This window comes from Glutamicibacter sp. (assembly GCF_050701915.1).
In the GTDB taxonomy this organism is placed as follows: Bacteria; Actinomycetota; Actinomycetes; order Actinomycetales; family Micrococcaceae; genus Glutamicibacter.
The window spans coordinates 41,970-67,203 of the sequence record NZ_JBOGEG010000016.1; the positions used below are offsets into that span (position 1 = coordinate 41,970).

Sequence of the window (25,234 nt, forward strand, 5' to 3'; positions counted from 1 at the left end):
GCCGGCGCAGGGCGAAGCCACTTGGGGCTGAAGGGTGCGCCCGGCAGGTGCTAGGAAATCAATGCGTCCAGCCGCTCCAGGAACGGTTTTGCATCCAATCCCGGAGTACGCGAACAAACCGAACTGATCAGCATCTGCGCGGTGCGCATGACGTGGTCCCGTACGGCCATCGCTGCGGCGTTCGGGTCTCTAGCCAGAATCGCGTCCATGATCTCCTCGCGGTCCCCGGCCAAATCCTGGCTGGACCGGGCGAAGGGCACGGTGGTCTGCCCATGGGCCAGGACGAGGTTGCGCAACTCCCCCACCACGCTGTCGAGTTTCGCGTTGCCAGCCAGCCCCAGAAGGCATAGGTGGAATTCCTTGTCCGCTTCCAACGTTGCCCGGCCATCACCGGTTTCGCCGATTGCGAGCATTCGCTGGTGCAACGACTTCAGCTGGTTGATGTCGGCCTCGGTCGCGTTTAGCACGCCACGTGCGGCCGCTGGAGGCTCGATAGCCAAACGCAGCTGGAAGACTTCGACAATGTCGTCCAGGGAAATCTGGTTGACGCGCACCCCGCGGTTTTTGGCCACGGTGACGATTCCCTCTTTTTCCAGCAGCTGCAAGGCCTCGCGCACTGGAGTTCGCGAGACGCCGAGCTTTTCCGAGATGCCAATGGCTGAGTAGTGCTCCCCCGGAGTCATCTCGCCGGCAACGATGGCGGCACGGATCATCGTGGTCACCTGCTCGGTAAGAGATACCTTCGGCTTAATCGGTTGCATGCTACTCATGGTCTGAAGCTTATCCTGATTCGCCCCAACGACAAGGCCAAGCCGCTAGATCGTCTTGCGCAGCGGCACTTCCTTGATGAGCAAGATGCAGAAGAAGGCAACTACAGCTACGGCCGCCGAGACGATGAAGACGATTCCTGTCGCCTCGCCATAAGCCGCTTCCACGACCTGCCGTAACGCATCTGGCATCCCCGAAAGATTCAAAGAATCCTCGGTGGCCGGTGCCGAGGAGAGTTGCCCCTTGGCCGCCAATGATTCGGTAATAAGATCGGCCACATTGCGCGAAAGCAACGCACCGAGCACCGCCACACCTGCGGAGCCGCCTACGGAGCGGAAAAACGCCACCGAAGAACTTGCCGCACCGATGTCGGTAACTTTCACCGTGTTCTGCACCGAGAGCACCAAGTTTTGCAGCATGAATCCCATGCCCACGCCGTTGAGGAACATGCCGCAGGCCAAGAGCCAATATTCGGTATCCTGGCGCATCAGCCCCAGCAAGCCAAGGCCAGCGATATTCAGGATCGAACCGATCAACAGGTAGATTTTCCATCGACCGAAGCGGGTAATCATCTGTCCCGAGAAGACGGACCCAAAGTAGTTGCCCGCGATCATTGGCAAGGTCATCAGGCCGGCCATGGTTGGCGTGGCTTCGCGAGCAATCTGGAAGTACTGGCCGATGAATGCGCCGGTGCCGAACATCCCCACGCCAATTGAGATCGAGGCGAGAATGGCCAGCGAAGTTGTTCGGGTGCAAATGATCTTCAGTGGAATGATCGGTTCACGAACCCGCGATTCAACAAGCAGCAACGCGGCAGCCAGCAAAAGGAACATCGAGACCATCGTGTAGGTCTGCCACGAATTCCAGCCGAAGTAGTCGGCTTTGCCTACATAGGAGACCCAGATCAGCAGGATCGAGACGGCGGTGGTCAACAGGACTGCGCCGACCCAATCGATATGCACCGGACGCTTGAGGTGCTTCAGGTGCAGGGTCCGGTGGATCAAGAGCATCGAGAGCAAGCTGATCGGGATGCCGAAGAAGAAGCACCAACGCCAGCCTAGCGGCGAGTCCACGATGAATCCGCCGAGCAGCGGTCCTGCTGCGGTAGATACAGCCATGACGGCACCGAAATATCCCGAATAGCGTCCACGCTCTCGTGGCGGGATGACCGTGCCGATGACTGCCATGCCCATGGCGGTCAGCCCGCCCATGCCGATGCCCTGGATTACCCGGGCGAACAGCAGCACTGGTATGGACCAGGCAAGCCCGGCCAGCAACGAGCCGAGCACGAACACCAAAATTCCGGCTTGCAGCAGTTTCTTCTTGTCGAAGAGATCCGCCATTTTTCCCCAGATGGGAGTGGTGGCGGCATTAGCCAGCAGCGTGGTGCTCAAAACCCAGTTGAAGTCGGTTTGCGAGCCGCCCAGGACATCCATGATGGTCGGCAAGGCAATAGACACAATGGTCGCCGCCAGCATTGCGGCGAAAAAGGATGCCAAGACGCCAGCGATGGATTTGAGCACCTCGCGTTGATCCATCTGCGGCTGGTCTGCCGCTACCTCGGTGAGGTCAGTAGGACGTTCCTTTTCCGGCATGCTCTTATCCAAGGTCTGTATTTTCTGCGTTGCCGAACTGCTCGGTCCGTTGGGATTGGATGCCGCGGATCATCGTATCGTTCAATTCGCCCAGCGCGTGGGCAACGCTGGCCAAGCGGCCCGTATCCCAGTCGGGAAGGACTTCTCGCATTCGCTCCAGACGCAAGCGGTCGCGGAATTCAAGCCGCTCGCGACCAGCCTCGGTCACCCAGAGCACGTGGCGGCGTGCGTCGATTTTGCTGGGTTGCTTGGCCACCAGACCCGATTGCTCTAGTTCCGCTAAATGCCGGCTCATCGCTGCGGTGCCGATACTCAAGGACTGCGCAAGGTCAGCAGCATGCGTGGGTTCACGGGATTTCAACGTTTTGAGCACATGATGGGAGGCGTTGGATACTTCGGGGTCGGACTGATCCATATGCGAGAACACGCGAAGGATCCTGGAACTGCGGGCCAACTCGTCGAGCAGGTTCTTGAGTTCAGAATCCGAATGGCTATCTGGAGACTTATCCACGATCTATCGGCTGCCTATCTATTGTGTTTCCACCACAGTAAGTTTGAATCGTTGCTTTAGTCAACGTTTTTGCGTATTGCCGCGGCGGTAAGCTGGTTTTGTGAATGATCAGCGAGTTCAAGCCAGCACACAATACGCCGAAGAATTACGTCTTGCCGCGCTGAAGGCAGCTCGCCAGTCCGCCGAGCCGCTGCGTGCTTCCTTCCGCAGCAACGTAGAAGCCGAGCATAAAACCAACTCCCATGATCTGGTCACCGACATCGACCGGCAGAGCCAGCGACTAATCACTGCCTCCCTGTTATCGGCCTGCCCTGATTCCTGGGTTCTCGGCGAAGAGCAGGTTTCCGGTGATCAAGGGCAACAGGCCGCCGGGAAGGTGCAGTGGATTGTTGATCCGATCGATGGCACCAGCAATTTCGTCCATGGCGTGGCATTCTTCTGCATCTCGATTGCGGCAGCCATCGATGGAGAATTGGTTGCCGCCGCAATCCTCGATCCGGTCTCTGGTGATGAATTCAGCGCCAATTCGACTGCCGCGTTCCTCAACGGGCAGGTCCTTCATCCCAGTGCCCGCCCCGAGCAGTCCCGCGCCAACCTGATGACCGATTACCCGGGAGCAGAATCCATGCTCAAGGACGGGGACCTGTCATTGCAACTTTTTGGCCAGTGGATTCAGGATTTCGCCACGGTACGGCGCAAGGTCTCCGCAGCCCTGGCCCTGGCCCATGTCGCCGCAGGTTGGTGCGACGCCACCATCGGGTTCGATACCAAGGTTTGGGATGTGGCCGCCGGCGCGCATCTGGTGCGCATGGCCAAGGGCACGTTCCGCGGCTTGTCCTACGGACAGGCAGGACTCGTCGATCACCACTGTCCGGGATTCATCGCCCAAGGGCCCGGCGCCGACTATCCGTCCTTGGCAACCGCTGCCGAGCGGATTCATCAGCTGCGCACCGGCCGCTGAGCCAACAAAGCTGACAATATCGAAGTAGTTGGCCCTGCCCCTCGGCTTTGGCCTCTTTCGGACGTACGATGGCGAGATGGAACCACTATTTCAACGGACCGCACACTCCGCCGTGCGGCACCATGGAGGCGGAGGGGTGATCCTGGGAGGAATCGGAGCAATTCTGCTTTTCGCTTCCTTCGCAGTGATGTTGGCAGCTCAATCCCTGGATTGGGAGCCACTGCTCATCGGCATTAGCCTGGGCATCTCAACAGTGCTTTTTGGCGTGGTGTTTCACTTCACCCACTGACACGCACTGTTTCCTCATCCACTAACCACAACGGCCCCGGATCCATCGCTCTTGGGAGCAACAGGTCCGTGGCCGTTCATGCGTTCGGATGCGTTACAGGTGGGTAGGCGCAAACATCTTCAGCAGCGTGCGGACCACAATGACATTGGGCCCATCTGCTTTCAAGGCGTCGGCGAGCGCAGAACCGATGTCTTCCGGTTCGACCGCTTGGGCTGGGATGCCAAAGGAATGCGCAAGCGCCACGAAGTCTGGCCGGGCCAGTTCGGTGGCGGTGGCCTTGCCGAAGGCTCCCTCCATGTACTCTCGCAGGATGCCATATCCCCCATCGTCAACGATCAACCAGGTGACCGGCGCATGGTGTTGCTTGGCGGTGGCCAGTTCGGCAATGGAGTACATCGATGAACCGTCGCCGCTGACAGCCAGCACGCGCTGCTTGGAACCGATGGCGCCACCGATCGCGGCGGGGAAGCCGAAGCCGAGGCCACCTGCACCCTGTGCGGAATGGAATTCGCCATCTTTGGCGTCCCAGCAGCTCCACCCCCAGTAGGCAGCGATGGTCATGTCCCAGAAGGTCTGCATGCCTGCCGGGACTGCGGCGCGGATATCCGCCATGAACTTCCGTTCCTTGCCAAGGTCCTGCGCATCCAGGCGCGCCTGCACCTTCGCCAGGGTTTCGGCCACCACCTGCTGCGGGGTTTTTCCGTGCCATGAAGCCTGGGCCTTGAAGCCTGTCTCGCGCATTTCTTCATCAAGGAATTTCAAGGCTTCACGAGCATCGGCGCGGATGCCCAAGGCCGGTGTGTTGGACTCAAGTACGCGCGGCTCAGCATCAATCTGGATCATTTTGCCGCGTGGTTCCAGCGTGAAGTAATTGCTGGTTACCTCGCCCAGGGCCGAACCGATCACCACCAGCACGTCGGCATCTTCCATGACGTCCGAGACATAGCGGTCTTCTGCCCACGATTGCAGGGACAGCTCATGGTCCCAGCCAAAGGCGCCGTTGCCGCCAGGGCTGCACAGCACCGGGGCCTGCAGTTTTTCGGCCACGGCCAGCAATTCAGCTTGTGCCCCGGCCCGGCGTACACCGCCGCCGGCAATGATGGCCGGGCGCTTGGCCTCGGCCAGCCAGCGCATGGCTTCGCGAATCAGCTCTTCGCGCGGGGGATGCTCGTAGGCTTCGGCCAAGGCATCTTGTACCGGTGGCACCATCACCGGGGCGAGCAGGACATCCTGCGGCACCTCAACCCACACCGGCCCCATCGGCACGGTAATGGCCCGGGCCCACGCGTCCTGGATAGCCGAGGGGATGCCCGATGCATGATGCACGGTCTGCTGGAACTTGGTGACGTTGGCGGCCGAGGCCTTCTGGTCATCGAGCTGATGCAGCATGCCCTTGCGGCGGGCCCCCAAGCCGTCCAGCGGAATCTGGCTGGCCACCACGACCATGGGCACGCCGGTGGCGTAGGCTTCCTGCAGACCCGCTAGCGAGGTCAGTGCGCCAGGACCGGTGGAGAGGAACAGGACGCCCACTTCCCCGGTAGCGCGGGAGTAGCCATCGGCGGCGAAGGCAGAGTTGTTCTCAACGCGCGAGGAGATGAACTCCAAGCTTGAGCGCGAGAGTGCGTCAAAGAGTCCCAGGGCGTGCTGCCCGGGGATCCCGAACACGGTCTTGGCGCCGAGCGCGGTGAGGGTCTCGATGACCAGATCACCGCCATTGCGTTGCGGTTGCTCGTTCATTAGCTATTCATCCCCTTGCTGGCGCGGAAGTCGCTGATCAGGCTGATCAAATCATAGGTGACATGCGAGGCGGCTACCCCGGTCAGCTCTGCATGGTCGTAGGCGGGGGCGACTTCAACAATATCCGCGCCAATGATGTTCAACCCGCGCAAACCGCGCAGAATTTCAAGGAGTTCGCGGCTGGTGATACCCCCGGCTTCCGGGGTGCCGGTACCCGGGGCGTGGGCTGGGTCCAGCACGTCGATGTCCACCGAGATGTACAGCGGGCGGTTGCCGATGCGGTCCCGCAGCTTGTGCACGATTTCGCGTACGCCCTGGTAGTAGACATCCGAGCTGGTGACGATGCCGAAGCCGAAGCGCTTGTCGTCTTCCAGGTCTTTCTTGCCATACAGCGGACCGCGGGTGCCGACGTGGCAGATCGCCTCGGTATCAAGGATTCCCTCCTCGACAGCACGGCGGAACGGGGTGCCGTGGGTGTATTCGGCACCGAAGTAGGTGTCCCAGGTATCCAGGTGCGCGTCGAAGTGCAGCATCGCTACCGGAGCGCCGGCTCGTTGCGAGGCAGCACGCAGCAATGGCAGCGCGATGGTATGGTCTCCGCCCACGGTGACCAGGGTGGAGCCGTCACTGGTCAGTTCCAGTGCGTTGTGCTCAATGGTTTCAATAGCCTCGTTGATGTTGAACGGGTTGACGGCCATATCCCCCGCGTCAGCCACCTGGCTCTGTGCAAACGGCGAGGTATCGGTGGCGGGATTGTAGGGACGGATCAAGCGCGAGGATTCACGCACGTGGTTGGCGCCAAAGCGTGCGCCGGGCCGATAGGAGACACCGGTGTCGAAAGGCACGCCAACGATCTTGATATCGGCCGTCTCCACCTGATCCAGGCGCGGCAGCCGGGCGTAGGTGCCTCCTCCTGCATAGCGTGGAATCACCGCGGCATTGATGGGTCCTAGGTGACCGTTTTCCTCGATGCGGATTTCCTTCATCGCAACTTCCTCCCCAGACACATGAGGACGAAAGCCCAAGTTGTCTAATATGAAACTTCAGTTTTCCATTATGCTATTTTGTCTGCTGGGTCACGTCAAGATTCAGTTATCGCAATGCCCGGGAATCCGGGCAGAAATAGCCAATGCCGCAACCCGGGAACGGACTGCGGCATCGGCCGAAACTACAGCAAGGCGATCAGCTAGCGGAGCTGCGAATCCGCTGCGCAAGCACCTCTAATCCATCACGCAGCAGCGCCTCGCCGATAACCAACGGTGGCAGCAGGCGCAGTACATTGCCGTGCGTACCGCAGGTCAGGGTCAGCACCCCGGCTCGATGGCAGGCCTTGGAAACCGCAGCGGCCACATCGGCGCGCGGCGCCAGGCTGCCCCGGTCGGCGAACTCGATAGCCAGCATGGCTCCGCGTCCGCGCACTTCGGCAACCACCGAAGTCTCCTGCACCAGCGGTTCAAGAACCTCGCGTGACACCCGTTCGATGAGCTGGGCGTTGTCCAGAAGCGCCCCATCCTCGAACTGCTCGAATACTGCCAGTGCGGCTTCGCATGCCAGCGGGTTACCAGCATAGGTGCCGCCCAGGCCGCCAGCGTGCGGGGCATTCATCAGCTCGGCGCGGCCGGTCACCGCAGACAGCGGAACTCCGTTGGCCAGGGCCTTGGCGGTGAGGATCAAGTCTCCAGCCACGCCCTCATGCTCCGAGGCGAACAACTTCCCGGTGCGCCCCATGCCCGCCTGGATCTCGTCGATGACCAGCACAATGCCGTGCTTGTCGGCCAACTTGCGCAAGCCCGGGATGAAGCCGGCCATCGGAACAACGAAACCGCCTTCGCCCTGAATCGGCTCGATCACCATCGCAGCGAAAGACTGGGGGCCGTGGTCCATCAAGGTCTGCTCAACAGATGCCAGGACCGCTTCGACGGTGACTGCTCCTGCAGCGGGCCGCAACGGGTTGGCCGAAGCGGCGCGCACGATATGCTCGGGCATCGGGCCGAAATTCATCTTGTACGGATTGACCTTGGCGGTCATGCCCATGGTCAGCAGCGAACGGCCATGGTACGCCTCGTCGAAGACCAGCACGTTAGCGCGTCCGGTAGCCGCACGAGCAATTTTGACCGCATTCTCCACGGCCTCGGCTCAGGTGGAGAACAGTGCCGTGCGCTTCTCGAAGTCGCCAGGGGTGTGCTGGTTCAGCCAGCGGCACACCTGGGTGAAGGATTCGTACTCGGTGACCATGAAACAGGTATGGGTGAAGTCCGCCAACTGCTTGGCCACGCGTTCGGCCACGCGGCGGTTGGCGGCACCCAGTGAAGTCACGGCAATCCCCGAGGCGAAGTCGATTAGGCGATTGCCATCGACGTCTTCAATAATCCCGCCATCGGCGCGGCTGACGAAGACCGGCAAGGTGACGCCAAAACCGCTGCTGACCTGCCGCACCCTCTGCTCATGGAGGGCTGCTGAGAGCGGGCCGGGGATGCTGGTGGCAAGGTGCCTGGTTTGGGACAAGGTTGGCGCGTCGGTGGAAGCAAGGGTTTCAGTCATGGCTCAAGCCTAGAAATCGCCGTGACACGCGTCATTGGTCATTGCATCCAGGTTCGGCATCTTTCTTGGATAATTTACCCAATGATTACGCTTTTGCAGCTGGGCACAGAGCTGGGCCCCGAGTTCTTCCCCGCCCGCACCGGAACCTTCCGTGCCATCCCGGTCAGCGGAGTGCATGTCTCTGAGCTGGAGGATCCCACCACCTATCTGGACGGCGGCGAGCTGCTGCTGACCACCGGCATGCCATTCGCCGCGAGCGAGGAAGCCTCCCACGCATACATGCGCCGGTTGCAGGACAAAAAGGTCTGCGCCCTGGGCCTGGGGCTGGGCCCATGGCTTCGCACGGTGCCCGCGCACGTCATCGAAGCCTGCAACGCTGCCGGCATAGAGCTGGGCATCGTCCCGGACCAAGTGCCATTCCAGAACATTTCACGGGCTTACTGGCGTCTGGCCTCACGCGATCAGGCTTCGGACCTGATGGGCTCCTTGGGCACCCAGACTGCCCTGGCGCGAGCCGCGGTACGCCCGGATGCCATCAACGCAGTCGTCCGGGGTTTGGCTGAGGCTCTGAACGGTTGGGCCGCCTATCTTTCCGTCGATACCCGCCCGGCAACCTACTACCCGGCATCAGCCGAAGCGTTCCTAGGCGAACTCCGCCACGAATCCATGCGCTTCCGGCGCAATGGCATGCCCTCGGCATCCACCTTCGAGATCCAGGGCCACGAAGTCGTGCTCTATCCCATCCTGTCCGGAACCAAAGTCCACGGATATCTCGGAGTTGCCGCAGGGCGCAGGCCGACCAAGGCCGACCGGCAGATCATCATGACGGCATGCACGTTGCTCTCCTTGCGCGCCAGGCAACGGGAATTGGCTGCCAACACGCATAACGCGCTCAGCTCGGCCACCGCCAAATTGTTGCTGCATGGCCAACCAGAGGCGGCACGCCTGGTCGGGGAAGAAGCCGGATTGGGCCAAATCCCTACTCGTGTGCGAATCCTGCTGTACCGGACAGGCGCCGATACCGATGCCGCGACCGCACTTCATGCGATACCTTCACTGGCGCGCCCCGCCGCATTGCCCGATGTCGCTGCAGCGGTACGCGAGTGCCAGCTTCACTACGAGGACGGCGCCGCACATTATTTGGTTCTTCCCGAACCGGCGGAAAATCCTGGCATCGATGAGGCATTGGCACCGCAGGCTGCACATGCAACGAGCCCGATGGCCTGTGAGCAATTTGATTCCCCCGCACCCGAGGTCCACGCCGTGCTCTCCCAACCATTGAACTTGGCCGAAATCCCTGCCAATTTACCTGCTCTGCGCCAAGCTCTGGACGCTATCCCGGTTGGGACCATGGCCTGCGGCACCCCGGGCTTCGATGCCAGTGCAGAGACTTGGGTCAAGGCCCTCGCAGAGTACGCGCGCGCCGATCTGCTCTCGGCGGTCACCTCCTACCTGCGCCATCGCGGCCATTGGGAAGAAGCCTCCCGCGAATTGGGCATTCACCGAAATTCCTTGCGCCACCGCATCACCGTGGCGCAAGAATTGCTGGGCGCCAATCTTGATGATCCGGATGTCGCTGCTTCGCTCTGGATGGCCCTGCGCCGGGCACAGAAATAGGCACGCCGCAGTACCGGCAATAGCCGGATCCCGCGACGTGCCTTAGGCGCGGACTTCAGCCCTTGAGCCGAGTTGGGCTATCGCGCGGCGCATTGGCGCGGCGCACTGCTGCAGCGTCCGGGCCGGTGGCACCGAGCTTGGCCTGCTGGCGGATGCTCAACTTCTGCAGCAATTCCTCTTCCGCGAATTCGCCCGGAGCAACCCCGCGTGGCACCCGCAACAAGAAGGCTATGCCAAGAATCCACCAAGCGGCGAAGAGCAGCCACGGCTGCCACCCGATGGCCGCCGGCATTCCCGGAAGATACAGCGAGATCAGGCCGGCGCAGAAGACCACCGATAGTACGCCGATGACCTTGCCGCCGTTTCCCGCACCGCCCACGCGCAGCGGGCGTTGCATCTGCGGTTCGCGCTGGCGCAGAATCAAGAACGCCACACCCACCAGAAGGTAGGCGATCACGATCGACGGCGAACCGGAATCCACCAACCATCCGAGCATGGCGGTGCCGAAGAATGGAGCCAGCATGGAGAGCACGCCAATGAACAGCAGTGCGTGGCTCGGTGTGCGGTGCTTCGGATGCAGGTAGGCAAACCAGCGCGGCAGCATTCCTGAACTGGCCATCGCGTACATCAGTCGCGAAGCACCCATCAGCAGCGAATTCCACGAGGTGAGGATGCCGGCAATGCCGCCGGCGATCAGCACCTTTGACATGATTTCGGAATTGAACAGTGCGCCCATCGCGTCGGCAGTGGCAAGTTCGGATCCGGCGAGCGCCGAAGCGCCCATTCCCGATGAGGTGGCGAGGATGATCCCCACATACCAGGCGGTGGCGATAAGCACCGAAATCACCACATACTTGCCAATTTTTCGCGGGGCGATGTCGCATTCCTCGGCGGACTGCGGGATCACGTCGAAGCCGACGAACATGAACGGCACCACGATCATCACGCCGAAGAAGCCGGCCACCCCGTTTTCGAAGAATGGTTCCATATTCCTGCTCTCGCCTGCGGTGAAGGCACCAGCAAGCAGCATTGCGCCGATGACGAAGAGGAAGAGCACCACGAAGGTCTGCACGACACCGGCGGTTTTGATGCCGCGGATATTAATCCACGTAATCGCTATCGCACCGGCGGCCCCGACCAGCGCCCAAGTCAGGTAGACCTCGGAGCCAGCGATTTCCCATAATTTGATTTGCGAAAGGTCCGGGAAGAGATAGAGCACGGATTTGGGCAGTGCCACTGCTTCAAAGGCCACGATCGTAATGTAGCCACCGACGATCGCCCAGGAACCGGCAAAAGACCAGCGGGCACCCATCGCGCGCAGCAGGTAATTGTGCTCACCGCCTGCTTTCGGCATGGCAGCAACTAGTTCGGCATAGGTCAGGCCGACTACGGCCATGATGCCACCGCCAACCAGCATAGCCAGCGTGGCTCCCAGTGGACCGGCGGTGGTAATCCAGTCGCCGGTGAGCACGACCCACCCGAAGCCGATCATCGCGCCAACGCCTATGGCCAAGGCGTCCCAACGGCCAAGGACCTTCTTGAGTCCTGGTTCTGCGGTGTGGTTCTTCGCGGTTTTTCCTGACATGGCAACCCCTTCTGGAAAGTTGATCAGGATCACACTATGCAAAACCGCGCCAAAGGGTATTGGATGTTTTGACTACATTTCAGGCTATTTCGCCCAAATCGGAAGGCTAGTCCTCGTCGGAGCGCTTCTTGCTGGCTTTCACCAGCGCGCGGTCGACCTCATGAATGCCCAGGCAGAAGCCTGCGGACATTACCAGCGACTTGATAGTCAGTTCCGAAAGGTCATCGGCTACGTACACCAGCTGGATCGGTCCGGCCAGGATGAGCAGGACACCGGTCCACAGCACATAGACCCACGAGGTGCGCGCCTGCGCCATCAGCGGGAAGCGTGCACGTCGACGAATCGTTCGCACGCCAATGGTGACAATGACGACGGCCAGAATCGCGGCGCCAATGAAGAAGAAATTGCGTTGGGTGCGGATCCAGGTCAAGGTGGTGCCAATAAGAACGCCGAAAAGTATCGAAGCCCACCAGCTGATACTGCGCAGTTGATCTTGCGCAGCGGTTGGTTCGCCTGTCCTCACGCCTCTCCCATCACTCATCGTTCCGAGCGCCCGGAACAACGCATCGTTCCTAGAATACGCGGTTTATCTCCCCGCAGACGAACGCGCAGCCGCACTGCGCATGCCGCGCCCTGGCAGCAGGCGCATGGGATTGGCGTTATGCGAGGATCAGCGTCCAGGTAACCACAGCTACCTCATCAGAATCGTTTTCCCAGCTATGCGGTTCACGCCCCGGGAAAGTTATCGTATCGCCTGCTTCGAGTTCTATGCGCTGATCAGGCAATACCAGGATGAATTTTCCAGCGATCACGTGGAGCACTTCCAGCTCGCAATCCACCGAATACAGTTCTGCTTCACCGGTGCCTTTGGGCGCAATCTCAGCACGAATCATTTGCACCCGCTTTTCACTACGCGGCGTGACCAACTGCTCCGTGATGCCGTCACCACCCAGGGAGACACGGGGAGCCTGCTCCAGTCGGACCAGTTTCGTTTCTGGAACCTCGAAGAGGGTACCGACCTCCATGCCCAGCACTTCGCACAACCGCAAAAGGGTCGAAACCGAAGGGCTGGTCAGGTCGCGCTCGACACGTGAGAGGAAACCTTTGGTCAGTCCAGATAGCTCGGCGACCTGGTCAATGGTCATACGCTGGGTCTGGCGCACCCCGCGCAGCCTCGCGCCGATGTTGATCGCAGCACCGGTTGGTTCAACTGGCAAGGTTTTCATCGTTTGGCTCCATCGACGTTTTTTGCAGCAGCAACAACTGCAACCACTTTGGCTTCAAGGCCTGCGGGGCAAGTTTACCAATGGTAAACACACGGCGCCCCTACCGCGGACCCACCACGGTCACTAGACTCTGTCCATGGACAGCACCAAGGACAAGCTCTGCGGGTACCTGAACGACGCACGCGAGAATGCGATCTTCAAGGCAGAAGGCCTCGCCGAGCACCTGGCCCGCACCCCGCTCACCCCTACTGGCACCCATATTCTGGGTGTACTGCACCATCTGGCGATCAATGAATACGAATATTTCGGCACCTGCCTCAAGCGCAAGGCCGATGACCGCTACGTTCGCGAGTTCATAGCACCGCATGATCCCGACGCGGATTTCCTTCCGCCAGCAGACATGCGTGCCCAACAGCTGATCGGCCTCTATCGGAAAGCCATCGCCTTCGCGGATGCGGCCATCAGCACCCTGCCCCTGGACTGCCCCGTGGAGGTGCCGTGGTGGGGGCCAGCCGGGAATACCACCTTGGATCACCTGCTCATCCATGCGCTCGCCGAGACCTCCAGGCATGCAGGGCATTTGGATATTATTCGCGAGCAGCTCGATGGCCGCGCTGGCTGGACCGCGCAACTGGATTTGCTGCCCGACTACACCGCTGGGCAATGGGCCGAACAACGCGAGAAGCTGCAGCAACTGGCCAATGCCTTTGCCCCGGGCAGCTGACCCGCAGTCATATTACGCATTGGGACTTCACCGGGCCCGACCGGCGGCGGTACCATCGGAAATGTTGCTTCACGAGACGCGGCGCCAAGCTCCGACTGGCCGCGCACCAACCCCAAGTTCATGGGTGGTTCGGATGAGGAAGCGGTCCGCGCATCAACAGGTGCACGGGCAAGAGCTCGCAAGAGAGTTGACCTCCCATGGCATATCCGATTCTGCCCGTCATCGACCGCCAGACCGGCCAGGTGCAGTTCAAGGCCGAAGGCCGCTGGCGCACCCGCTACGTTGCAGATCCACTCAGGCTTGAACGGCTCATTGCTCGTTGTGCCCGCCGTCCGACCTTCGATCCGGCCACTTCTGAATTGCTGCTGGTGGTGCCGGTAGCCGGAGATCCTGCGGGCAAGCGATTTGCTTTTAGTCTTGCCAAATTCCCAAGTGCAGGAGCCCTGACTAAACTGGGTAGTTGATCCGATCCACGGGTTTCATTGGGAAACTCCACGTTCCAGGAGAGTCATCTTCGCGATGTCACAGCACTCAGCAACCGAACCTACCAAAGCGCAGATCCAGCGATGGCGCAAGTATCTCGCTGATGAAGTCGCCGAAGGCTCCATCTACCGGGCCCTGGCGGAAAAGAAAAGCGGGCAGGAACGGCAAATCCTGCTGGGCCTGGCAGAGGCGGAAGCGCGCCACGAATCCCACTGGCGCGTCCTGCTCGGCGAACATGTCAAGGAAGTCCGCCCGTCGCTGCGGCGCACGATGCTGCGTTTCCTGGCATTGCATTTCGGTTCGGTCTTCGTCCTGGCTATGACCCAGCGCTCCGAGAGCAGTTCGCCCTACCGCGACGACAAGGACGCCACCGCGCAGATGGCGGCCGACGAACAGGTCCACGAAGAAGTCGTGCGCGCACTAGCTACAGCAGGCCGGGCGCGCCTTTCGGGCAACTTCCGTGCTGCGGTCTTCGGCGCCAACGACGGGCTGGTTTCCAATCTGGCGCTGATCATGGGTATCGGCGCGACCGGTGTTTCAGCGACTTTCGTGCTGTTCTCCGGTGTTGCCGGATTGCTGGCCGGTGCACTGTCAATGGCAGCTGGCGAATATGTTTCGGTGCGTTCCCAGCGCGAGCTGCTGACCGCTTCACGTCCAACCCAGGTCACGCTGACCGCGGCCCCGAACCTTGATCTGGACGCCAACGAGCTGCTGCTGATCTATAAGGCCCGCGGCATGAGCGATGAAGATGCCGAGCACCGGGCCGCAGAACGCATGGGCCTGTTCACCTGCGATTGCAACCCCGACTTCTCGTTGAACCCCGAAGGCCGCGGCGAAGAACTTGAGAAGGAGCACCAGGAACTGGGGTCGGCCACCGGCGCGGCGGCCACCTCGTTCATCCTCTTCGCTTCCGGCGCTGTGGTGCCGATCCTGCCATATGTCCTTGGCCTGTCCGGCATGACCGCGATCATCGTCTCGGTAGTCCTGGTGGGCTTGGCCCTGATGATCACCGGCGGGATCGTGGGCCTGCTCTCCGGGGCCTCCCCACTCAAACGCGGCCTGCGCCAGCTAGCCATCGGCTGGGGCGCAGCGGCCATAACCTACTGCTTGGGCCTGATCTTCGACGTCAGCATCAGCTAGTCGGCCGGTACGAACCGAATGCCGGTACAGCTTTGACTGTACCGGCATTTTCCATGCCGTGATCTAGCTGTCCTCCGGCCGCCGAGTACGCCGGCGCAGGGTTTCCATGGACTGGATGAACGCCATCGCTTCTTCGGCGGTTTCCACCAGAGCAATCTTCTGCTCCATGACACGTTCCTTGGCCAAGGCCTGAAGCAGCGGCCAAGCAGGCAGATCCCTGGTCCAATAGTCCTTGCCAACCAGCACCATCGGCACCACGCGGGCACCGGTGGCGTAGTAGTTTTCACAGGCATCCTGGAAGATTTCCTGCACCGTGCCAGCGGCCCCGGGCAGAACTATCAGCCCGCCGTTGGACTGTTCCAGCAAAATCGCTTCACGAATGGAATTGGTAAAGAACTTGGCAATCTGGGTGGCAAACAGATTCGGCGGCTCGTGACCGTAGAACCAGGTTGGCACGCCTAAGGACTGCCGCTGGCTGGGGAAACGCTCCTTCACCATCAGCGCAGTTCTCGCCCAGCCGGTGCGCTGATGAATCGCATCCGGCGCTTCAGCCAGCATCTGCAATGCCGTAGCAACATCTCCTTGCCCGTAGTCGGCCATCCACGCACCGGCATTGGCGGCTTCCATCGCGCCAGGACCTCCACCGGTGGCCACCGCGTAGCCCGCCCGGGTAATCATGCGCCCCAGCTCCAATGCTTGCGCATACTGCGCAGTGCCCCGGCTCATCGCATGCCCGCCCATCACCCCGATAATCGGGGTTTCCTTGAACGTGCCCTCATACACCGCCGAGACCAGCGCCTGGCCAATGTGGTGATCGTGCAGGGTCTTAGCCAGCGCACTGTTATCGCCACTGGAATTCACCGCTGCATGCTGCTGGGAGTACGCGTATATCTTCGCATCAGGTACATGCTGGTAGGTCTGTGTCCTAATCCCCGAGTACAACTCATGTGCCGAATACAGACCGCGAGCCCCCGTTTCGAAAGGCAGCTCCTCCCCCGAGCTCATGCACAGCCCGCCAGTGGCTTGCACTATCTGCTGTCCCTGGGCGGAATACTGGCAATCGATGAAGAGCGCTTCGGAAAGATCCAAGGATTTCAGCACGGTATCTCGTTCGCGCAGATCAACGCGGTGCACTCGCCAGCTTTTTCCGCGTGCGCGGTGGGAAGCCAGCGCTTCAGCCGCGAGACGGTCGAATTCAACAAGCGACGTTATGTTCACTGCTCGTGCTGGAAGGTAAGGCCACACTTGGGACATGCGTCAACGCTACGTCATAGATAGTGATTATTCACAGAAAGGCCCTTCAACTTTCGCGACGGCCCGGAACGTGAAACGATGAGAGGATGACTGAATCTGTTCCACCAACCATTGATGCCCGCCACTTACTGGCTTTTCTGGGCAACGTTCCTTTCTTCTATGGAAAGAACCTGGCTGCAGAAGCAAATTCCGTGGTTGACGTGGAATTCGATGAAAGCACCCAACAGATCGAAGGCACTGTCACCGATTCTGGCGAAGAATACTCTCCGATGATTCAGGTCCTCTTGGACGGTGGAGAGTGGAAGATCGAATCTTGCGAGTGCACCTGCGACGCACCCGGTATCTGTTCGCACATCGCGGCACTGGCTATTGTCTCCAATAAGATCGCTTCCCAGCCACGCGCCCTGCCTGCCCAGGAAGAGAAGCCGAACACCGTTTGGTCGCAACAAATCGATTCATGGTTTGAAGAGTCCGAGCCAGGTCCGGCCGATGGGCTGCTCGGTTCACAGCACGATCCGGTGGTGCCGATGGCGCTTCAGTTCCTGCTCTTCGATTCGAAAGACACCACGCAGCAGCAACAGTGGATGCCGACCGGAACCATCCCGCACCCGACCCGCAATAAGCGCTTCCGCTTGGGAGTTCGCCCAATGGTTCGCAACACCGAAGGCCGTTGGGTCCGTGGACAGCTTCGCTGGACTACCCTGGGTTTCAAGACCTATGGCTGGAACCTGTTGCGGGCTCAGCACCACTGGTTTACCCGCTTTGCTTCCATGGCGCGCAGCGACAGCCAGCTGCAATTCAAGGTGGATGAAGACTGGCTGTTCCTGGACGAGTATGCTTCCGAGCTGCTCTGGCCACTGCTTGAGCAGGCTGATGAGCTGGGAATTCCACTGATCACCACCCGATCCGAGCAGCGCGTGCGCATTGTTGCTCCAGCCAGCTTCAGCATGCAGGCCTCCTTGGATGAGCGACGGCTGCAGCTGGACGGTGTCCTGCACATTGCAAACCAGGACCTCATTCTTGATCCGGAGGCGCCAAGCGGTGTCATCGCCGAGCATGGTTTCTATGCCCAGCTGGCTCAGCCCGATGAAATTTGGCTCGCGCCAAGCGTTGAGCCGATTCCTGACGCGCATCGCCGCTGGTATGTTGACCGCCGCCCGGTCACCGTGCCTAAGCCGGAGATCAACGATTTCTTCGAGTCCTCCTACCCGCGATTGGCTCGCCGTTTCGAGCTGCGCAGCGTTAGCGATGAGCTGGCCCTGCCGGCTTTGAAACCGCCCTATGTGCAGGCGACCGTGGTCTACAAGCGCGAATTCAACGAGAAAAACGAACCGAATGACACCGTTGCGCTGGACTTCCAGATCCGCTACCCGGGGATCCCTGGCGACCAGGAAGTGTATGACCTTGAGGCCGAAGAACTGCTTCAGTCCGCAGTGCATGAAGTTTTCCTGGTTCATGAGGAAGGCGGCAATCCCAACCTGTCGCCAAAGTTCTATGCCCGCGATGACACCATCGATTTCGTCACCGAGATCCTCCCCGCGCTGGAACGCATTCCAGAGGTCAGGCTGGTTGAAAGGGGCACCCGGCCAACATTCCGTCAGCTGCGTGAACTTCCTCAGCTGAAGATCAGCGCCGTGAATCACGAACGGACCGACTGGCTGGATCTTGGCTTGCTGATCACCGTGGGCAATCACGAGGTTCCCTTCTCGCAGATCGTCGAGGCCATGAGCAATGGCCAGATGAAGCTCCGCCTGCCGGATAACACTTGGTTCTCGTTGGATCACCCCATGTTCGCCAAGCTCAAGGCGCTGGTTGACGAGGCCCAGGCAATGAATGACAAGCCGAAGGAGGGAGACCTGAAGCTTACGGTCTTCCAAATCTCATTGTTCGAAGAACTTGATGAGATGGCTGAAGGCATTGACGGCGCGGACTTGTTTATCGCACGTATGCGTTCGCTGCTCAAGGTCGCTGAGGCTCACCATGCTCAGGTGCCGAACACGCTGAACGCCCAGCTGCGCCCTTACCAGGTTGAGGGGTTCCACTGGCTGACTCGCCTGTATGAAGGCGGCTTTGGCGGCATCCTCGCCGATGACATGGGCTTGGGTAAAACCTTGCAGACGATTGCCCTGATTCTCCATGCCCATAAGCTCTGGGCTGATCCTCAGGCCTGTGCTCAACTGCCAGCAACCCAGCGTACCCGCCTGCCGTTCTTGGTAGTTGCCCCGAGTTCCGTGGTTTCCAACTGGGAAATGGAAATCAACAAGTTCGCCCCATCCTTGCGGGTAGTCAGCGTCGAGGGGACTTTGCCTTCGCCACGGCAGCTGCAGGAACTGTCCGAGAATTACGATGTCATTCTCACGACCTATACCCTGTTGCGACTGAACGACGAGATTTACGAGGCGCAGCGCTTTGCCGGTTTGATCCTCGATGAGGCGCAGTTCGTGAAGAACAAATCCACCAAGGCCCACCGCACCGCGGTGAACCTGCAGACCAATTTCAAATTGGCCGTCACTGGTACGCCGATGGAGAACAACCTTTCCGAGCTCGGTGCTTTGCTGTCGCTGGTTGCTCCGGCGTTGTTCCTGAACACCACACGCTTTAATCGCCAGTTCGCCCGCCCTATCGAGGTATTGGGCGACAAGGAAACCCTTGCATTGCTGCAGCGTCGCATCAAGCCATTCATGCTGCGCCGCACCAAGGAATCTGTGGTGCTGGATCTTCCCGCAAAGCAGGAGCAACAGCTTCTGGTGCGCCTGTCCGAAGAACACCAGCATGTCTACGACACCCATCTGAACCGCGAACGCCAGAAAATCTTGCACCTGGTTGAAGACCTGGACCGCAACCGCTTCACCATTTTCCAGTCGCTGACGCATCTGCGCATGCTCGCCTTGGAGCCTTCACTAGTGGATCCAGAGCTGTCGGAAGTACCGGGTTCAAAGCTGGAAGCACTCTTCGACCAGCTCGATGACGTGGTGGGCGAAGGCCACCGTGCGCTGATCTTCAGCCAGTTCACCTCGTATCTGAAGGTGCTGGCCGACAAGCTGACCGAGCGCGGCGTGAAGTTCGTGTACCTGGATGGCAATACCCGCAACCGTGCCAAGGTCATCGAGCAGTTCAAGGAAGGCGAAGCTCCGCTGTTCTTGATCTCCTTGAAGGCCGGTGGCTTCGGCTTGAACCTGACCGAGGCGGACTACTGCTTCTTGCTGGATCCATGGTGGAACCCAGCCGTGGAAGCCCAGGCTATCGACCGTACGCACCGCATCGGCCAGACTCGACAGGTGATGGTGTACCGAATGATTTCTCAGGGCACCATCGAAGAGAAGGTTGTGGCGCTGCAGGAAAGCAAACGCAAGCTGATCTCGACAGTGATGGATGAGGCCGATGGATTCTCCAAGGCCTTGACCGCCCAAGATATCCGAGGACTACTTGAGTAACAGGTTGATTAAATCAGCCGTCTTAGCAGGCGGCTGTCAGTAAAACCCTGTATATTCAAAATGTCCGATGTTGTGCGCTACGCCACACATAGTGCGCTCGTCGGGCAAGGGCCCAGACGGATCCTCGTCCGGGTGATACGAACGACAAAGGCGGTAATAACCGTGTCCCTGATTAAATCGGAGACTCCCAGTACCCCCGATGATGACTGGATGAGTGCATCGGTGAGTATCGACAAGGATCGTGTGGTGATTGAAACCGAACAGGAACGCCTGTCCTTGGAAAACGACCGGCTCCTGGAAAAGATTCGCAGAGTTCTGGCTTCCCCGCTCGAAGAGATTTTCTACAACCCGAAGCATCGAATGCTCCTGATCCCTGGCGCTTTCGCTGCCATCGGCTCTTCCTTCCTGAGAGTCGATACTGAAGCTGCAGCCGGCCTCCGCGGCTAGCCTTCTTCGACTACTTGCCCCAAGCTGCCCACCGGCAACCTTGGGGCATTTTTGTGCCCCATGGACTTGGCGCTGGCCACTGCTGAACAGCACGCGTTTTTACCGTCGACAACCCTGATTTGCCGCCCGATTCCGGACCTACAAGAGCGCCGATTTCGCGTGGATTCGCCATTTTTCAGCCTATGGCACTCCGAGTCCTTCGACACAATTTCCGCTCTTCGGGCACCTCGATTCACAACTACGCCAATTGCTCGTTTGCCCCATGCTTCCGTGGGTATTCGGCGGTAGGCCCACGCACGATTCGATTGTTCCCCTAGGCGCACATCCGCCCCCGGAAGAGCCCCTCGATCAGGGAATTAATCCAATTTTTGGTAAACTTAATGATTGTCCGCTTAAGCGTTTCATCGCTCAATGCCGGTTTTTTGCCGGATTTTTGAGTAGAAATCTATCGATTTCGACGAGTCACACGGCGACCGCAACCAGCTTCAAAGAGCAGCTAATTCGCTCCTCAATCTTGTGGATGAAGATGGTCGCCGGCACCGAGACAGGATCAAGAAAGATATGAGGAGTGAAACTATGGAAGCAAGAAACACACGGAAGCAGCGATTCCTGAGAAAACGTCGGCTGAAGGTTGAAGACGTCAACGTTGTCGATGATTCGATGCTCAAGAAAGCCATCGGCGGTACCGTCGTTGGCAACTTGATGGAATGGTACGACGTAGGTGTCTACGGCTACCTTGCAGTGATTATCGGCAAGCTCTTCATGCCCGACACTGTAGAACCCGCATTCCAAACCCTGTTCAGCCTTGGCGTATTCGCCGTTACCTTCGTTGCCCGCCCGCTTGGTGGCGTGATTCTGGGACAGCTGGGCGACCGCGTTGGACGCCAGAAGATCCTGGTCTTCACCCTGCTCATGATGGCAGCGGCCACTTTTGGTATCGGCATCCTTCCGGATTACTCGGTATGGGGTGTAGCAGCACCAATTCTCCTAGTCGTGCTGAAGCTTGCGCAGGGCTTCTCCACGGGAGGCGAGTACGCCGGCGCTACTACATTCATTACCGAATACGCGCCGGATAAGCGTCGCGGCTTCTTCGCCTCGCTATTGGATCTCGGCTCCTACATGGGCTTCGCCCTGGGCGCCGCCTTCGTCTCCATCCTCCAGCTGACCCTGAGCGACGATGTCATGGAAGGCTTCGCATGGCGCATTCCATTCCTGGTGGCTCTTCCGCTGGGTGTTATCGCACTGTGGTTCCGCTCCAAGATCGAAGACACTCCTGCCTTCAAGGAAGCCCAGGAAGCCGCTAATCGCGCTAGCGAGGACGCACGGAACTCTGCCGATGCTCCGAAGAGCGTGATCGATCTGGTGAAGGCTTACTGGCGCGAATTGCTCACCGGGTTCGTACTGGTATCGGCCGCCAATACTGCGGGCTACGCACTGACCAGTTACATGCCCACGTACCTGACCGAAACGCTGAAATACGATCCGGTGCACGGCAATCTGCTGACCCTGCCGATCTTGGTGGGCATGTCCTTGTGCATCCCGCTGGCGGGCAAGCTGTCCGATAGCGTAGGCCGCCGCAAGGTCCTGTTCATTGGTTCGGTTTCGGCCGTTGTCCTGGCAATTCCGTCCTTCTTGTTCATGATGCATGGTCAGGTCTGGTCCACCCTGGTGGGCCTCGCTTTGCTGGCGTTCCCCGTCACCTTCTACGTTGCCAATTTGGCTTCGTCGTTGCCAGCGCTGTTCCCAACCGCTTCGCGTTACGGTGGCATGGGCATCTCATACAACTTCGCCGTAGCCATCTTTGGCGGGTTCGCACCGTTCATCATGCAGGCGCTGGTCACCATGACCAATTCGTCTCTGGCACCGGCCTTCTGGGTTATGGGCACTTCGGTTGCCGGCATCATCGCAGTTTGCTTCTTGAAGGAATCGGCACGCAAACCGCTTCCAGGTTCGCTGCCATCGGTGGCCACCGAGGAAGAAGCCGTAGAGCTGGTTGCAACCCAGGAAGAAAATCCTGATCTGGACGTTGAAGAAATCTTCGAGCAGGTTCCTGCCCTGGAGGAGAACTACCAGCAGGAGATTGCAGCGGAGAAGGCCACGCAGTCTTAGGCCAAATAGCATCTCAATAGGCCAGCTGACGATGGTGGGGCTAGTTCTGCGCAAGAACTAGCCCCACTATTGTTCTGTCCGCCTAGAAGACCAGGAAACCTGCCAGTAGGCTCCGCATGCGCCACGTGCAGCCAGTTGCCTATTCGGGTCCAGCGCCAGATTGCAGTCAAGGATTCCGAATTCAGAGTCGGACCAGGTGCCGAAATCCAGCGTGCAGCGGCTTTGCTGCCCATTCCAGCAGTCCATGCTCCATGTGCAGGTCAGCGGGCTCGCCGCCGGATATCCAAAGAGCCCGGCAGGCTGACCAGAGCCCTTGGGTCATTGCTTCGTACCCCTCATTGGCATCGTGACGCTGTCCTACAACCTCATCCTTGGCGACGGCGTTGACAGCAGCCAGCAGTTCATCGAGGTTGTCCCAGTCGAGACGATGGCTGCGCCAGGGCTAATGCTAAGCACGCAAGAGCTGGTCCGACAGCTCTGCGCACTTCATCGGCATTATCTTTTTCTTGCTGTCCAGGAGTCGAGTAGTCCTGCCAGCCTGCTGACTAGTCTCCGGAATTGATTAGTGCCCTTCTGTTAAATGCGAAACGGTCGTCACTTCTCCTGAAGATTCAGGAGAAGCGACGACCGTTCGTTCCCGGCTTATGATTCCGGGCATCAGCCCTAGTTCAGCGTCAGCTTAGAGAGCTGCGTAAACTTCGCGCAGCAGCACAGCAGTTTCCGAAGGAGTCTTGCCGACCTTGACGCCTGCAGCTTCCAGCGCTTCCTTCTTCGCCTGGGCGGTGCCAGCCGAACCGGAAACGATGGCGCCTGCGTGGCCCATGGTCTTGCCTTCAGGAGCGGTGAAGCCAGCCACGTAGCCAACTACTGGCTTGGTGACGTTGGCCTTGATGTAATCAGCTGCACGCTCTTCAGCGTCGCCACCGATTTCACCGATCATGACGATGGCCTTGGTCTCTGGATCAGCTTCGAAAGCGGCCAGCGCATCAATGTGGGTGGTGCCGATGACTGGGTCACCGCCGATGCCGATTGCGGTCGAGAAGCCCAGATCGCGCAGTTCGTACATCATCTGGTAGGTCAGGGTACCGGACTTGGAAACCAAGCCGATTGGGCCCTTGCCGGTGATGTTGTTCGGGGTGATACCAACCAGTGCTTCACCTGGGGTGATGATGCCTGGGCAGTTAGGGCCGATGATGCGGGTGATCTGGTTGCCGTCGGCGTCAACCTTCGACTGGGCCAGAGCCCAGAACTCAGCGGAGTCCTGTACTGGAACGCCTTCGGTGATGACTACAACGAGGCCAACTTCAGCCTCGATAGCCTCAACGACTGCGTCCTTGGTGAACTTAGGTGGAACGAAGACGATCGATACGTCTGCGCCGGTCTCGGCCTTGGCCTCGGCCACGGTGCCGTAGACCTTGATGTCCTTGTCACCGTGGGTCACGGTGGTGCCGGCCTTGCGGGCGTTAACGCCGCCAACAATGTTGGTGCCAGCCTTGAGCATCAGGGCGGTGTGCTTGGTGCCTTCGCCGCCGGTGATGCCCTGGACGATGACCTTGGAGTCCTTGTTCAGGTAAATGCTCATTGTTCGCTTATCCCTCTTACTTCGCTGCGTTGGCGAGCTCGGCAGCCTTGTCGGCGCCCTCATCCATGGTTGCTGCCAGGGTGACCAACGGGTGGTTGGCCTCGGCCAAGATGGCGCGACCCTCTTCAACGTTGTTGCCGTCCAGGCGGACAACCAGTGGCTTGTTCGCTGCGTCACCCAGGGTGTTCAGCGCGCCAACGATGCCGTTTGCGACAGCGTCACATGCGGTGATGCCACCGAAGACGTTGACGAAGACCGACTTGACCTGTGGGTCGTTCAGGATGACGTCAAGGCCGTTAGCCATGACCTCTGCCGATGCGCCACCGCCAATGTCCAAGAAGTTAGCAGGCTTGACCGAACCGTGGTTCTCGCCAGCGTAGGCGACAACGTCCAGGGTGGACATGACCAGGCCAGCACCGTTGCCGATGATACCTACTTCGCCGTCCAGCTTGACGTAGTTAAGGCCAGCGGCCTTTGCCTTTGCTTCCAGTGGATCGGCTGCACCCTTGTCCTCGAGCTCTTCGTGAGCCGGGTGGCGAACCTCAGATGCGTTGTCGTCGAGGGAAACCTTGCCATCCAGTGCAACGATGTCACCGGCACCGGTCTTCACCAGTGGGTTTACCTCTACGAGGGTGGCGTCTTCTTCCTTGAATACAACCCAGAGCTTCTGGATGGTGTCTGCTACCTTTGCGCGCAGCTCTTCAGGGAAGTTGGCTGCCTCAACGATTTCAGCGGCCTTCGCAGCATCAATGCCTACGATTGGGTCAACGGCAACCTTCGCCAGAGCATCTGGGCGCTCAACTGCGAGCACCTCGATCTCCATGCCACCTTCTACCGAGCACATGGCCAGGTAGTTGCGGTTTGCACGGTCCAGCAGTACGGAGAAGTAGAATTCCTCAGCAATGTCGGCGCCCTGAGCGATCATGACCTTGTTCACGGTGTGGCCCTTGATGTCCATACCGAGGATGTTGGAAGCGTGCTCGAAAGCTTCGTCGGCGGTCTTAGCGACCTTGACGCCGCCAGCCTTGCCACGGCCACCAACCTTGACCTGTGCCTTTACTACAACAACGCCGCCGATCTTCTCAGCTGCGGCTTTGGCTTCTTCCGGGGTGTAAGCGACGATACCGGCAAGCACGGGAACGCCGTGTGCCTCGAATAGATCGCGCGCCTGGTACTCATACAGGTCCACGGGTTTGTGTCCTTCGTTCGAAGTTCATGCTGACTCGCGGCA

The 25,234-nt window shown here is 59.7% G+C and carries 19 protein-coding genes, 1 pseudogene and 1 riboswitch; of the genes and pseudogenes, 8 read left to right on the top strand and 12 right to left on the bottom strand.

All coding sequences use genetic code 11. The features are described 5' to 3' along the window. Window positions 1–50: 50 nt before the first annotated feature. The 3 genes from ACRDT3_RS10960 to ACRDT3_RS10970 are packed head-to-tail and all read right to left on the bottom strand — an operon-like array spanning window position 51 to window position 2,874. On the bottom strand, window positions 51–770 hold the full coding sequence (locus ACRDT3_RS10960; RefSeq protein WP_431493000.1) for a GntR family transcriptional regulator: 720 nt from the start codon (window positions 768–770) through the stop codon (window positions 51–53). Window positions 771–815: 45 nt separating this feature from the next. After that, the gene (locus tag ACRDT3_RS10965; RefSeq protein WP_431493001.1) at window positions 816–2,363 is read right to left on the bottom strand and encodes an MFS transporter; all 1,548 of its coding nucleotides are present in this window, start codon (window positions 2,361–2,363) and stop codon (window positions 816–818) included. A gap of 4 nt (window positions 2,364–2,367) precedes the next feature. After that, complete coding sequence (locus ACRDT3_RS10970) at window positions 2,368–2,874, bottom strand: MarR family winged helix-turn-helix transcriptional regulator (protein WP_431493002.1); 507 nt, start codon at window positions 2,872–2,874, stop codon at window positions 2,368–2,370. Between the two features lie 100 nt (window positions 2,875–2,974). Between ACRDT3_RS10970 and ACRDT3_RS10975 the strand changes: the two genes are divergently transcribed. Continuing rightward, window positions 2,975–3,835 (top strand): inositol monophosphatase family protein, encoded by an 861-nt coding sequence (locus ACRDT3_RS10975; RefSeq protein WP_431493003.1) that lies wholly within the window; start codon window positions 2,975–2,977, stop codon window positions 3,833–3,835. 382 nt (window positions 3,836–4,217) lie between these two features. Here ACRDT3_RS10975 and ACRDT3_RS10980 read toward each other — a convergent pair whose 3' ends face one another. From ACRDT3_RS10980 to ACRDT3_RS10990, 3 genes and pseudogenes are all read right to left on the bottom strand, one after another. Beyond that, entirely contained in the window at window positions 4,218–5,861 is a 1,644-nt protein-coding gene (locus ACRDT3_RS10980; RefSeq protein WP_431493004.1) for a thiamine pyrophosphate-binding protein, read from the bottom strand. Next, window positions 5,861–6,847 carry an agmatinase gene (gene speB, locus ACRDT3_RS10985; RefSeq protein WP_431493005.1) on the bottom strand — a complete coding sequence of 329 codons (987 nt, stop codon included), beginning with the start codon at window positions 6,845–6,847 and terminating at the stop codon, window positions 5,861–5,863. Before speB ends, ACRDT3_RS10980 begins: the two co-directional genes overlap by 1 nt. Window positions 6,848–7,043: 196 nt before the next feature. Beyond that, a pseudogene (locus ACRDT3_RS10990) lies at window positions 7,044–8,402 on the bottom strand (aminotransferase class III-fold pyridoxal phosphate-dependent enzyme). An 81-nt stretch (window positions 8,403–8,483) separates the two neighbouring features. Here ACRDT3_RS10990 and ACRDT3_RS10995 point away from each other — a divergent pair. Beyond that, a complete protein-coding gene (locus ACRDT3_RS10995) occupies window positions 8,484–10,019 on the top strand; it encodes a PucR family transcriptional regulator (RefSeq protein WP_431493006.1) in 1,536 nt (511 codons plus the stop codon). 55 nt (window positions 10,020–10,074) lie between these two features. On the opposite strand, the gene ACRDT3_RS11000 is transcribed toward ACRDT3_RS10995, so the two are convergent. The 3 genes from ACRDT3_RS11000 to ACRDT3_RS11010 form a co-directional block, all read right to left on the bottom strand. After that, window positions 10,075–11,604, bottom strand: a complete 1,530-nt coding sequence (locus ACRDT3_RS11000; protein ID WP_431493007.1) for an APC family permease — start codon at window positions 11,602–11,604, stop codon at window positions 10,075–10,077. Between the two features lie 106 nt (window positions 11,605–11,710). Then, on the bottom strand, window positions 11,711–12,127 hold the full coding sequence (locus ACRDT3_RS11005; RefSeq protein ID WP_431493008.1) for a hypothetical protein: 417 nt from the start codon (window positions 12,125–12,127) through the stop codon (window positions 11,711–11,713). Between the two features lie 136 nt (window positions 12,128–12,263). Further along, complete coding sequence (locus ACRDT3_RS11010; protein WP_431493009.1) at window positions 12,264–12,830, bottom strand: helix-turn-helix domain-containing protein; 567 nt, start codon at window positions 12,828–12,830, stop codon at window positions 12,264–12,266. Window positions 12,831–12,966: 136 nt separating this feature from the next. Between ACRDT3_RS11010 and ACRDT3_RS11015 the strand changes: the two genes are divergently transcribed. The 3 genes from ACRDT3_RS11015 (at window position 12,967) to ACRDT3_RS11025 (ending at window position 15,177) form a co-directional block, all read left to right on the top strand. Then, entirely contained in the window at window positions 12,967–13,554 is a 588-nt protein-coding gene (locus ACRDT3_RS11015) for a DinB family protein (protein WP_431493010.1), read from the top strand. A gap of 67 nt (window positions 13,555–13,621) precedes the next feature. Further along, a riboswitch (SAM riboswitch) is annotated at window positions 13,622–13,735 on the top strand. Window positions 13,736–13,751: 16 nt separating this feature from the next. Then, entirely contained in the window at window positions 13,752–14,018 is a 267-nt protein-coding gene (locus tag ACRDT3_RS11020) for a hypothetical protein (RefSeq protein ID WP_431493011.1), read from the top strand. Between the two features lie 55 nt (window positions 14,019–14,073). Beyond that, on the top strand, window positions 14,074–15,177 hold the full coding sequence (locus tag ACRDT3_RS11025; protein WP_431493012.1) for a VIT1/CCC1 transporter family protein: 1,104 nt from the start codon (window positions 14,074–14,076) through the stop codon (window positions 15,175–15,177). 63 nt (window positions 15,178–15,240) lie between these two features. On the opposite strand, the gene ACRDT3_RS11030 is transcribed toward ACRDT3_RS11025, so the two are convergent. After that, window positions 15,241–16,395, bottom strand: coding sequence for an LOG family protein (locus ACRDT3_RS11030; protein WP_431493013.1), 1,155 nt, complete (start codon window positions 16,393–16,395; stop codon window positions 15,241–15,243). Window positions 16,396–16,517: 122 nt separating this feature from the next. On the opposite strand from ACRDT3_RS11030, the gene ACRDT3_RS11035 reads away from it, so the two are divergent. From ACRDT3_RS11035 to ACRDT3_RS11045, 3 genes are all read left to right on the top strand, one after another. Continuing rightward, complete coding sequence (locus ACRDT3_RS11035; protein WP_431493014.1) at window positions 16,518–19,865, top strand: SNF2-related protein; 3,348 nt, start codon at window positions 16,518–16,520, stop codon at window positions 19,863–19,865. A gap of 162 nt (window positions 19,866–20,027) precedes the next feature. Next, complete coding sequence (locus ACRDT3_RS11040) at window positions 20,028–20,312, top strand: hypothetical protein (protein ID WP_431493015.1); 285 nt, start codon at window positions 20,028–20,030, stop codon at window positions 20,310–20,312. A 576-nt stretch (window positions 20,313–20,888) separates the two neighbouring features. After that, on the top strand, window positions 20,889–22,421 hold the full coding sequence (locus ACRDT3_RS11045; RefSeq protein WP_431493016.1) for an MFS transporter: 1,533 nt from the start codon (window positions 20,889–20,891) through the stop codon (window positions 22,419–22,421). Between the two features lie 679 nt (window positions 22,422–23,100). On the opposite strand, the gene sucD is transcribed toward ACRDT3_RS11045, so the two are convergent. Both sucD and sucC read right to left on the bottom strand, forming a co-directional pair. Continuing rightward, window positions 23,101–24,003, bottom strand: coding sequence for a succinate--CoA ligase subunit alpha (sucD, locus tag ACRDT3_RS11050; protein ID WP_431493017.1), 903 nt, complete (start codon window positions 24,001–24,003; stop codon window positions 23,101–23,103). Between the two features lie 16 nt (window positions 24,004–24,019). Next, window positions 24,020–25,192: an ADP-forming succinate--CoA ligase subunit beta gene (gene sucC / locus ACRDT3_RS11055; protein ID WP_105659137.1), complete on the bottom strand. Its 1,173-nt coding sequence runs from the start codon at window positions 25,190–25,192 to the stop codon at window positions 24,020–24,022. Window positions 25,193–25,234 lie beyond the last annotated feature (42 nt).